This window comes from Candidatus Chloroploca asiatica (genome assembly GCF_002532075.1).
Taxonomy (GTDB): Bacteria; Chloroflexota; Chloroflexia; order Chloroflexales; family Chloroflexaceae; genus Chloroploca; species Chloroploca asiatica.
Genome location: NZ_LYXE01000069.1, coordinates 74,619 through 85,750 on the forward strand (window position 1 = coordinate 74,619; position 11,132 = coordinate 85,750).

Below are 11,132 nucleotides of genomic sequence, written 5' to 3' on the forward strand. Positions count from 1 at the left end.
TGTGGCTGGATAAGATATATGTGAGATAGAATGAACGATGTATGGGTAAAGCAAAGCGGGTAAAACAACAACGAGCAGCTTCAGCCGGGGGCGATCTACGGTCGCAGGGTCTGCGCTCTTTTCAGAGTCAGCGGTTTGACCAGGCGATCCAGTTCTGGACACCGCTTGCTCCGCATGATCCTGCGGTGGTTTGTGCTCTGGCCGAGGCCTATTTTCGCCGGGCGATCACCAACAAAAGCGCTGATCCCGTTGCCGATCTCCGCCAGGCACATGAACTGGCACCCGACAATAGCCGCTACCAGTTTCACCTGGGCCGGATGTTGCACCTCCAGGGTGATTTCCAGGCCGCAGCTGAAGCGTATGGTGCTGTTCTCGCCAAAAAACCGGCGCAGGTTCGTACTGGACGCCTGCTGGCGCTGGCGATCCTTCAGCAAGATCCAACCACTGACCTGAATACGATCCCCGCGTTGACCGACGCTGTCCGGCAATGGGCCGCACCAGTTGTGGCCTTGCTCCACAAGCAGTCGGTTGCCGATGATGGCACGCCGCTCGGGCGGCTGTGGGCGGCGCTTGCGCTGATTACGACAGGTGATCCAGCCGCCGCTGAATTGCTGCAAGATGAACGCAGCCTGCCTGCGGCCAAGTTACATGCGCTACGTCGCTATTACCGCGGGGTCGCCGCAGCTCAAGCCGGGCAAACCGAAGAGGCCGTGAAACACTGGGCTCAGGTTGCCAAGGCCGAGCTTACTGTTGAGCATCTGGCGATCAATGAGATTGCGGCCCTCTATCCAACCCTGGTTGCTCAGTTGGAACAGGATGATCTGGATGGCGCGATCGCGACGAGTCGTGCCGCGGCTGAATTGCGGGGCAGTCCGGCGTTCGATGAGGTGCGGATCAGTACGCTTGACCGCGGGGCGCACCGCGCAGCGGCAGCAGGCAATTGGGCCGAAGCGGTCTCGTTGTGGAGCCTGGCGCGCCAGATTCTGAGTCGCACCACCTCCTCAAAGCTCGGTTCGCCAGCGCCACTTTTGCACAATCTGGCTCTGGCCTATGAAAAGATCGAAGACTGGGAAAGCGCTGCCGAGATTTGGCGGGCGTTGCTGCGTACCAAAGGCAATCGGGGTAGCGGTTCGAATGAGGTCGATACGGAAGCCGCTCGTCAGGCCTGGGTGCGCAAACGGGTCATTACCTGCTATCGCAGCGCCGGACGGCCTGATGAAGCCGTGACGGTCTTCCGTCAGATGATCAAAGCAGAACCCAATAATCTTGCGCTACGTATCGAACTAGCTGATGCCCTGCTGGCCAATGAGCAAGATCGCGCCGCTGAAAATGAGGTCAAACGAGTACTTGAACTCGACCCCAACCATCCCGATGCGCTCTATCGGTATGCGACGACGTTGAGTACAAGGATGCAGTATGGTGAGTCGGAAGCGATTATGCTCAAAGTTGTCGCACAACATCCGCAGCGCGAGGATCTGCGCCGTGGGGCGGCAGGCTTATTTCTCGCGCATGGCGTGGATTGGTCCTCGTGGGGCAGGTACGACCGGGCCAGGGAAGCGTTTGTCCGGGGCGAGAAACTCCAACCAGACAACCCCATCTTTCCACTCAATCAGGCCCGCATGTGTCTGCCGACCAGAGAGTTTGATGAGGCACGCCGCCTGATCGAGCGCACGTTGGAAATCACGAATACTGATCTCAATGTCTGGATGCAGAGCATCGAAACATGGGCGCATGCGAAGCTTATTGACGATGCCCGCGCGTTGATCGAGCGCTTTGAGCGGGAGTTCAAACCAGATGCCGCCGACTATGGGCAACTTGGCGAGATGATGATCCGGGCAGCGCTGCCACCGCCTTCCTTCGATCGACTCGCTCAAAGGCCGCCGCCTCTCGACGAAAATGATCCCTGGGTTCTGCTCGGGCAAGAATTGGTTGCAAAGGGTGTTGCGCTGAATCCAACTGATGTCATCTTCTTGCGCCTCGCAGGTATCAAGTTGAGTCGTCTGCTCCCCAAGCTCGCCCTCACCTACTTTGAAGCCGCGTTGAAACTTTCGCCAGATGATCCTGATCTCTTGATTGGCCTTGGGATGGTACAGGGCCAACTCGGCGATCTCAAGACCGCCAAGGCGACGTTGCGCAAGGCCGAACAAATCGCGCGGCGCCAGAAACGCTACGATCTCGAACAACAAGCGCAAAGCATGCGATCAATGGTTGGAACCCCGATGCTCGATATGATGCTGGACGATCAATTTGATCCTGAAGCGATGCTTGATATGCTCGATGAGTTGGATATGCCTGATTACTAAACTCTGTTCCTGCGGCCCCCGGGAAGCTCTCTTGCGCTGGCAAAAAAGCCAGCTAGGCTGGCTTTTTTGCCAGCACAAAGCGTAACCGCCTGTCTTACCCATAAGCAAAAAGTATGAGCGAAGCTTATAACAATCCATATATGACCCTCGGGTTGAACGTCGAGGCCAGTGCCGCCGAGATTAAACGGGCCTATTTTGCCCTGGTGCGCGAGTATCCGCCGGAACGCCATCCCGAGCAGTTCAAACGGATTCGGTCTGCCTACGAGCAACTCCGTGATCCCGAGCAGCGCCTCGAGACCGATATGCAACTGCTGCAACCCTGGCAGGCTTCGAGCAGCCGCCGTCGCCCACCTGCACCAGTGCTCGACGTCAGCCAGCAGGATCTCCTCCTGGCGCTGGAACTCTTGACTGAACTGCACCGTACCGATTGGCGTGAAGATTATGAGGTCATCAAACTGTCATGAGTGATGCCGAGTTGACTGATCAGTCTGTCGCCCTACTTGCCTCACGTCTTGATGCCATGGCAACTGCGCTCGCGGCCCTCGAAAAACAGATGAGCCGCGCTGGTCGTGAACAACTCAAGGCCAATGCGCTTGCCGAGACCCAGGCGAAGCGCTCTGAAGCAACGCTGAATGAACTACGCGCCGTAGCAGAACAACGTGAACAGGAATGGGCCGCTGAACGAGAACGTCTCGCCGCGACGGTGAGCGAAGCCAGGTTGACCGTGGTGCGTTCGTTTTTTCCGGTGCTCGATGGCCTCGATGAGGCGATTCGTACCGCCCATACCATCCTGCATCAGGCGCACCGCGTCGAAAGTCCTGAGACGCTCTTGTCGTCCCTGCTCGAAGCCCCGGTTGAGTGTGTCGATCTGGTTATTCCGCCCATGCCACTCCGTGAAACGCTTGAGTCGTGGCTGCAAGGGCTAGTGATTGTACGCCGACGCCTCCTTGATGCCATGGCAAGCGAAGATGTTACACCGATCCTTGCCGAGGGGCGACCGTTTGATCCGCATCACCATATCGTTGTTGAGGTAATTTCCTCGCGCACCGCTCCTGCTGGAATGGTGCTGCAAGAGATCCGGCGCGGTCTGCTGATAGGCACGCGCGTTCTGCGACATGCCGAAGTCGCGGTAGCCGATGAATATTCTTCGTGAACCTGATGAGGTAAGAGGAGCGTATGAGCATCATTGTTGGTATCGATCTTGGGACAACCTTTTCGGCTGTCGCACTCGTGCGTGAGGGCACACCTGTGATCCTCGCACATGACGAGGAACGCATTCTGCCCTCAGTAGTTGGACTCGGACCAGATGAGCAACTCCTTGTCGGTACTCCCGCCCGGAATCAGTATGTGCTCTATCCCGAGCGCACGATCCGGTCGATCAAACGCCAGATGGGCCAGGATATCCAGGTCGAGCTCGGTAGCCGTCATTATAACCCGCAACAGATTTCAGCCTTGCTCCTCCGTGAAATGAAACGTGTGGCCGAGAGCCAGCTCGGGGCACCGGTCGAACGGGCGGTGATTACTGTCCCGGCCTATTTCTCGGATGCAGCACGCCAGGCGACCCGCGAAGCTGGCGAGATTGCTGGTTTTACGGTTGAACGCATTATCAACGAGCCGACCGCTGCCGCGCTTGCGTATGGGCTTGACCGCAATGATGAGCGTCAGATGGTTGCCGTCTATGATCTCGGTGGGGGCACCTTCGATGTGTCGATCATCGAACTCGATAGTGGGGTGATCGAGGTGCGCTCGAGTCACGGCAATACCCAGCTTGGCGGCGATGACTTTGATGAGCGCCTCCGCGATCTGCTAATCGAGCGTTTTGTCGCTACCCACGAGGTTGATGTGCGCCAGGATGCACGGGCGATGGCACGACTCCTACGGGTTGCCGAAGAGACGAAGATTGAGCTCTCGAGCCGCCCATTTGTCAAGGTGGAAGTCGAGTACTTGATGACGGTGGACGGCAAGGCGTTGCATCTTGAGACGGAGATCCAGCGCAGCGAGTTTGAAGAGGTGATCAGCGCGTTGATCGAGGGTACGATTCAATCGCTTGATGATGCGCTGAAAGATGCCCAGATCCGTGCCGAACAACTCGATAAAGTGCTCTTTGTTGGCGGTAGTACCCGCATTCCTCTTGTGTGGGAGATGGTACGCAGTCATACTGGCATCGAGCCGGCGGTCGCGATCAACCCCGACGAGGCCGTGGCGCTTGGCGCGGCAGTGCAGGCGGCGATCATCGCGGGTGAACCGCTTGATGCGATCCTGGTTGATGTCACCTCACATTCGCTCGGCATTGAAATCGCCGAGTATATGATGGGCCAGCTTGTCACTGACATCTACAGTGTGATCATTCCCCGCAATACCACCGTGCCAACCTCGCGCTCAGAGATCTATAGTGCGATGCATCCCGCCCAGACGGCGATCAACCTTAAGATCTATCAGGGTGAACACGCCACTGCCTCGAAAAATACCCTGCTCGGCGAGTTTATGTTTGAAGATCTGCGTCCCGAAATTCCGGGTGAAGTGCCACGCATTACGGTGCAGTTCGACTTTGATATCAATGGGATCTTGCACGTCTCGGCGGTTGATCGCGGCAGTGGCAAAAAGATCAACGCCAATGTGCGTGCCGCCCACGCACGTCTGAGCCCGGCTGAGATCGCGGGTGCCCGCGTTGGCCTCGAAGAGCTGGAGGCCCGTGAGATCACCGCACTCCTTGAAAATTTCGAAGACGAGGACGATGGCTTTGTGCTTAGCGAAGAGGCCTTTAGTCTGCTCGAAAAGGCCCGCACCGCGCTGGAAGCCAATCCTGAGCATACCGATCTTGCCAAAGCCGTTGCCGACCTCGAGCGCGTTGCGACCAGTGGCGATGAGGCCGCGATTGACGAGGCCGCCGACGCCTTGCTTGATCTGCTCTACGAGCTCGAGGATTGAACGACGGTTGCCACTATTCGTCGGCAAAGAGGCGCTCGAGCACCGCACGGGTCATCAGCAGATAGGTCATATGCAGATCATTGGTCGTCTCGGCCGGCGACGGTCCGTATCGCCGGAGCATGGTCGAGGCGACACCTGGTGCAACAATATGCGGGGCCACCCCCACAAATTCGGGGCCGCACACATCAAAGCTCTCCATCAGATCTTCCAGGGCTGGCACCCGCTCGGTTGGGGTATCGGGCAGATGCATCTCGGTGGCCGTATCGGCACGCCGCGCCCGTAAATCCTCGATAATCCGCTCTTTGCTCCGCCCACGCAGCGTGAAGACGAGAAAAGGGTCTTCGTCAAAACGCTCGCCGAGCAAATAGTAGACGGCCGCAATGTGCTTGCACGGCTTCGCATAATCAGGGCACGAGCAACTGGTCTGCAGATCATGTGCGCTCTGGGGAAAGAGGGAAACCCGTGCATTGGCAAAAGCCTGTTCGATCTCGCGCGGCATTTCGCCCGCCAACAGACGCGCTGTGAAGATCGCTTGATCGGCCATTGAGTCAATGACCCGATCCCACTGCGCATCACTCAACGGCAAGACTGAGATCGAGACACGATATGGCGTTGCCCGTGAACCCTGCACCCGCGCCGTGACATACCCTAGGCTCACATCAATGTTCAAGACGGCACGCTCACGGGCGTAGTCTTGCCCACGGATCAGACGATTGCCATACCCGAAACTTTCAAGCACATCAATCCAGCGCTTGGCCCACCACGACTCGCCAAAATCACCGTGCTGGCTCCGCGCAATAATGCCATCGGCGGGCAAGCGAGGGCGAGCGTCTCCCCGTGATACAATGCGATGATCAGGCCTGATCCGCGTCGTCCGTGCAGGCCGCAGATCACCACGGCTTCCGCCTGAGCTACGGTCAGGGCGCCGTCCCTGACGGGTCGAACGCGTTGTTCCAACCCGCGCTGTGCGTTCGTGTCCCTCCCTCCTGGCCGGTGAGTCAGCGCGTTCAGCAGGGAGGCCTTGCTTGCCTGTTGAGTGGGTCTTCTCACGCTGTGACGGGCTGGATGCCCGTGAGGGGGTGCTCTCGTCGTGCGCCTGCTTGCTCCGTCGACGGGGTGAACGGCGTTGGCGACGTGAACCTGTACGTTCCTGCTCAGCCTGTGTGGCAGCAGGCGCACCAACCGTCGTATCACCCGGCCTGGCCTTCACCTGCGTGGCCGTATCATCGTTGCGACCGATCTGAGCCTCGGGCGAACGAGGCCGACGACGGCGACGACGGCGCGAACGGTGCTGAGGTTCACCTTCAGCCACCGGTTGGGCCGCATCAGCCGGATGCGCCTGACGAGCTTGCTTCACGGCTTGTTTTTGATGTTTCTTTTGTTCATTTTGCGCATGCGGCTGCTGATGTTCCTTCCGATCTTCAGGTGTATCAGCGGCTCGGGCTTGCGTTCGACGACGGGGTCTAGGCATAACGACATAACTCCCTATGCATCACTCACTTCTTCCTGCCGAAGCGCAACCAGTTCACGCAACTGATCGGTATTCAACTCGGTGAGCCAGCTCTCACCGGTGCCAAGCACCTGCGCAACAAGGTTTCGCTTGCTTTCGATCATGGCATCAATCTTCTCTTCGAGCGTGCCACTACAGACAAACTTGTGGACTTGAACATTCCGAATCTGACCGATGCGAAACGCACGGTCAGTAGCCTGATCTTCGACGGCCGGGTTCCACCAGCGATCAAAATGAAAGACGTGGTTGGCGTGGGTCAGATTGAGCCCGGTGCCACCTGCTTTCAGCGAGAGGAGCAAGATGGGCGGCCCTTCAGCGGCCTGAAACCGACGCACCATCGCATCACGTTCACGGGCAGGGGTGCCACCGTGAAGAAAGAGGGTCTGGGTGTGCAACTGTTCAGCAAGATGGGCGGTCAACAGGTGGCCCATTTCGGCAAACTGGGTAAAGATCAGCGCCCGATCATCGGCGGCGAGAACCTCCTCTAACATCTCTTCGAGGCGCATCAATTTGCCCGAGCGTCCCTCCAACGCCGATCCATCTTTCAAAAAGTGGGACGGATGATTGCAGATCTGTTTGAGCCGGGTCAACATCGCGAGCACCAGGCCGCGGCGACGCGCCTGTTCGCCTTCACTGTCAGCCAGTTCAATCTGTTCAAGCGCATCGCGTACCGTCGCCTCATAGAGTGTTGCCTGTTCACGGGTGAGCGGCACATAGATCTTCATTTCAATCTTATCGGGCAGATCGCTAATAATCGTCGGGTCACTCTTGAGGCGGCGCAAAATAAAGGGTCCGGTCAGGCGACGCAGGCGTTCAGCAACCTGCGCGTCGCCAGTCCGTTCAATCGGGCGGGCAAAGGTACGGCGAAACTCGGTCTCACCCCCCAGATAGCCAGGATTAAGAAACGCCATGATGCTCCAGAGTTCAGTGAGCCGATTTTCCACCGGCGTCCCGGTCAGCGCAATGCGCGTCTCGGCACGCAACGCCCGTGCTGCCTGCGCCTGACGGGTATCGCTATTTTTGATATTCTGCGCCTCATCAAGCACCGCCAGACGCCATCTGATTGGCGTCAGACTCTCACGATCGCGGGTCAACAACTGATAGCTTGTCACAACGAGATCATAGTCGGCAACGGCGGCGGCCAGTTCTTTCCCCCGTAGACGGCCCACCCCCTGATGGACAAGTACCCGCAGCGCAGGAGCAAAACGGGCCACTTCACGCTGCCAGTTGCCTACCACCGAGGTTGGGCAGATGAGCAGGGTTGGGCCGCCAGCAGGGCGTGTTGCCCGTTCGTGCAGCAAGAGCGCGATCGTCTGCAACGTCTTGCCCAGGCCCATATCATCGGCGAGGCACGCGCCGAGGCTATAGCGGCGCATAAAACTCAACCACGAAAACCCGCGGCGCTGGTACGGGCGTAACTCACCGTGCAGGTCATCAGGCTGGGGCAACTCTTCCAATTGCTGAGAACTCGACAGATCGCGTAACAGTTCACCGAGGGCACCATCAGCCTCTAGTCCTCCAAAGGCCACCCCGCCCGGTAATGGCTCAGTCGCGCCACCGAGCCCCATGCGCAGCGCCTCGGCGACCGTCATCTGCCCACCCTGTTCAAAGAGGGTCAAGGCCTGGCGGGCCTGTTCAGGATCGAGCACAATCCACTCGCCACGCACCTGCACCAGGGGCTGTTTCAAGGCCACCAGTTGCTCAAACTCGGCGCGATCGATCGGATGGTCGCCTACACTCAATTCCCAACGAAAACTGACCATGCTCTCGAAACTCAGGTGCCCGGGCAGCTCAGAACGCTCGGCTTTGCGTCGTTTACCCTCGGTAGGCGTTGTTCGGGCACGCGCACGCAGGCGTCCCGCGCCGCCCCACCAAGCCGGCACGAGCATCCCAAAGCCACTCTGTTCGAGCAACGGGGCCGCATCCTTTAGGAACGCAAACGCCTCATTGATCGTCAGATTCGCCGCTTCGGGCGCCTTGCTATGGAGACTACGCTCGATCGCGGGTACAAAACGTGCCGCAAACCCAAGCCCGCGCAGCAAACGCTCTTGAGGTTGCGCAAAGCGCCGATCAAGAAAGGTGAATTCCTGACCGCGTTCACGCCAGATCTGCGTAGCTGACACAAGCAAACTCGGATCATCCACAGCCTGCAGCAGATACTTGAGCGACCATGGTGCCACCGGATCGGCAGGCGGCTCGAGGCGGAACGTAATCCGAAAGATCTCATCACCAGCCACATGCTCAGGGCCGACCCACTCTTGCCAAGCCTTAAGCAACTCCTCGGCGGGTGGTCCAGCCAGTTTCAGCACGGGATCGGGGCCAAGCAAGGCCGTCATCCACGCCGTACCTGGGGTCATGGGAGCCTGCCGCCAGCTCTCCAGTTTCTGAGCGGTAGCCGCGTCGGCGGCGGCGAGATCGCGAATAGCGGCATCAGCCATCGTTGCGAGAAACGAGTCAACCAGGGCACGCGGTGCGGGGGCGGCCTCGACGCGATCCACAAATGCCCGACAGAGCGGTGGCAAAGCGCGGGCAAGTGCCGCAACCTTCGCCGCTGTTGCCGGCACGGGGCGCGGCTGCCAGAAGGCCCGCACACGCGGTCCCTCACGCACTAGGGCAGGCAAGATCTGCTGGCCGGCGACGACTTCCATCGCCAGCAACGCACCCGCACGCCATGCCTGAAGATCGGCCCCGAGATCGTGACGATGGGCCAGTTCGAGTAACAATTCAAGCGCCTGAACCGGCGTCAAGAGTAAGCCACGAATACGCCAGGACGCCAGTCGCGGCTGCCCTTCTGGGGCCTCAACGCCAGCATTGCGCAATTCACGCAGCGGTAACGGCATCCGGCCAAGCGTTGGCAACCAGATGATCCGATCACGATCCGGAGGCAGTGTTGCGCACGAAGGTAACGACGCCACTTGTTCGTATAGCGCATCAGTCACCAGTTGAAACGGATGCATCTGCACCCGTGCCCGCCGACTACGCCGCACCGAAGGGGTTGCCTGCTCACCCCAGAAAAAAAACAGCCGTTCAGCCACCAACCAGGTGCCATGAAAAATCGCGGTCATTCGTTCTCAAGCCTTACAGGTATAGAGCGATCCTACACGATCCAGACCTCACACCCGACTACCCTCGGCTCGACAGAGGAGCGAGGGAGGCACAGGCCTGGGCAGGTGATCAGATCACAGCGACGACAACGTATCTCAGCAACGCCTCATCACTCATAGATACGAGCGAGGCCACGTGCCGTCTGCCGAAAGAGTTCCACCAGTTCGGGTGGTTCATACACGATACATGCATCGCCATAGCGCAGCAGTATCTGTCGGGTCTGCCAGAGATTTGTCACACGCGCCGTCACCTCGGCGCTGCCATCGTCGCGATAGTCAATCTGGGCCTCGGGAAAAGCGACAGCCACATCGCGGCGTCGAGCCACCTGAGGGAGCAACTGGTAGCGCAGGTCATACGAAGGTGGCATCATGCGTACCTGTGGCAGCATTGTGGGCAGAACCTCCACTGTCCCAGTCACAATCCGGTCAAGCCGATAATCAATCGCCGCATGGCGGGTCTCAGCACCGCGGGGAACAACGTCAAGCAGGGTTGCATCAAGGTATCCGTGACCTTCGGGGCGAAAGGTAATCCCATATGGCGCCACGTGGTGGCGACGGGGAAGCGCAAGATCAAAGATACCAAGATACGCAAAACTCAACTCGCGCCGTTCTTCAATCGCCTGCTTGACCAAGGCCAGGGTCTGTGGATGAATCGACGCAGCCGCACCACCAACACTCAAACGCAACGCACTACGGCGCCGCCGATGCTGTTGCTGGCGAGCGGGTGGCAGTAAAAGCACCACTCGTTCCAGCAGATCGCGCAGATTCGCGTGTTCAGACAAGCCACTCGCTTCAGGGAAACTTGCCTCAAGGAAGGCTAAGGCCTCCATGCACGGGTCAGGAAGATCAAGCAGCGCAAGTTCACCGAGATCCACCAGATGGTACTGACGGGTCATCCGGTCATAGCGGATCGCACAACCATACTCGCCTTTGAGGGCATCAAAGTCGTGCTTGAGGGCTGCTGATGCTGCCTCAGGGTAGCCCTGACTTCCGAGTTCAGCGTTGATCGCTTCGATTAGCGTTGCGCTTTTAGCAGGGCCACGTAACAACGTACGCACCAGCAGTAAACGCCGCCGAAAGGTGAGCCAGGAACTTCGTTTAATACCGCCGCCGCTCGGGGTGGTCATAGGTGCCATATCCCCTCGTAACGCGCTGTTCGACTTATTGTACCACATTCTGTGCACACGCGCTTATGCTGGTGCGATGCCTTCCAGGGCTGATGCAAAGTCAGCGACGGAACAGGAGGCGGTCGATGGCGGCTGCCAGCGACCGCTGCAACGCGGCCAG

At 58.9% G+C, this 11,132-nt stretch carries 7 protein-coding genes; 4 read left to right on the forward strand and 3 right to left on the reverse strand.

Translation table 11 applies throughout. The features are described from left to right. The first annotated feature begins 41 nt into the window (after positions 1-41). From A9Q02_RS08060 to A9Q02_RS08075, 4 genes are all read left to right on the forward strand, one after another. Positions 42-2,303, forward strand: coding sequence for a tetratricopeptide repeat protein (locus A9Q02_RS08060; RefSeq protein WP_097651844.1), 2,262 nt, complete (start codon positions 42-44; stop codon positions 2,301-2,303). 113 nt (positions 2,304-2,416) lie between these two features. After that, on the forward strand, positions 2,417-2,767 hold the full coding sequence (locus A9Q02_RS08065; RefSeq protein ID WP_097651845.1) for a J domain-containing protein: 351 nt from the start codon (positions 2,417-2,419) through the stop codon (positions 2,765-2,767). Then, the gene (locus A9Q02_RS08070; protein ID WP_097651846.1) at positions 2,764-3,456 is read left to right on the forward strand and encodes a nucleotide exchange factor GrpE; all 693 of its coding nucleotides are present in this window, start codon (positions 2,764-2,766) and stop codon (positions 3,454-3,456) included. Before A9Q02_RS08065 ends, A9Q02_RS08070 begins: the two co-directional genes overlap by 4 nt. Before the next feature lie 23 nt (positions 3,457-3,479). Continuing rightward, on the forward strand, positions 3,480-5,231 hold the full coding sequence (locus A9Q02_RS08075; RefSeq protein ID WP_097651847.1) for an Hsp70 family protein: 1,752 nt from the start codon (positions 3,480-3,482) through the stop codon (positions 5,229-5,231). A 13-nt stretch (positions 5,232-5,244) separates the two neighbouring features. On the opposite strand, the gene A9Q02_RS08080 is transcribed toward A9Q02_RS08075, so the two are convergent. From A9Q02_RS08080 to A9Q02_RS08090, 3 genes are all read right to left on the reverse strand, one after another. Further along, entirely contained in the window at positions 5,245-6,588 is a 1,344-nt protein-coding gene (locus A9Q02_RS08080) for an SWIM zinc finger family protein (protein ID WP_172450786.1), read from the reverse strand. Positions 6,589-6,716: 128 nt separating this feature from the next. Continuing rightward, positions 6,717-9,806, reverse strand: a complete 3,090-nt coding sequence (locus A9Q02_RS08085; protein WP_097651849.1) for a DEAD/DEAH box helicase — start codon at positions 9,804-9,806, stop codon at positions 6,717-6,719. Between the two features lie 149 nt (positions 9,807-9,955). Next, positions 9,956-10,972 (reverse strand): helix-turn-helix transcriptional regulator, encoded by a 1,017-nt coding sequence (locus A9Q02_RS08090; protein ID WP_097651850.1) that lies wholly within the window; start codon positions 10,970-10,972, stop codon positions 9,956-9,958. Positions 10,973-11,132 lie beyond the last annotated feature (160 nt).

Coding starts and splice junctions, on each gene's coding strand:
- A9Q02_RS08075 (WP_097651847.1), top strand. CDS start 3,480: ATGAGCATCATTGTTGGTATCGATCTTGGGACAACCTTTTCGGCTGTC.
- A9Q02_RS08065 (WP_097651845.1), top strand. CDS start 2,417: ATGAGCGAAGCTTATAACAATCCATATATGACCCTCGGGTTGAACGTC.
- A9Q02_RS08070 (WP_097651846.1), top strand. CDS start 2,764: ATGAGTGATGCCGAGTTGACTGATCAGTCTGTCGCCCTACTTGCCTCA.
- A9Q02_RS08085 (WP_097651849.1), bottom strand. CDS start 9,806: ATGACCGCGATTTTTCATGGCACCTGGTTGGTGGCTGAACGGCTGTTT.
- A9Q02_RS08060 (WP_097651844.1), top strand. CDS start 42: ATGGGTAAAGCAAAGCGGGTAAAACAACAACGAGCAGCTTCAGCCGGG.
- A9Q02_RS08090 (WP_097651850.1), bottom strand. CDS start 10,972: ATGACCACCCCGAGCGGCGGCGGTATTAAACGAAGTTCCTGGCTCACC.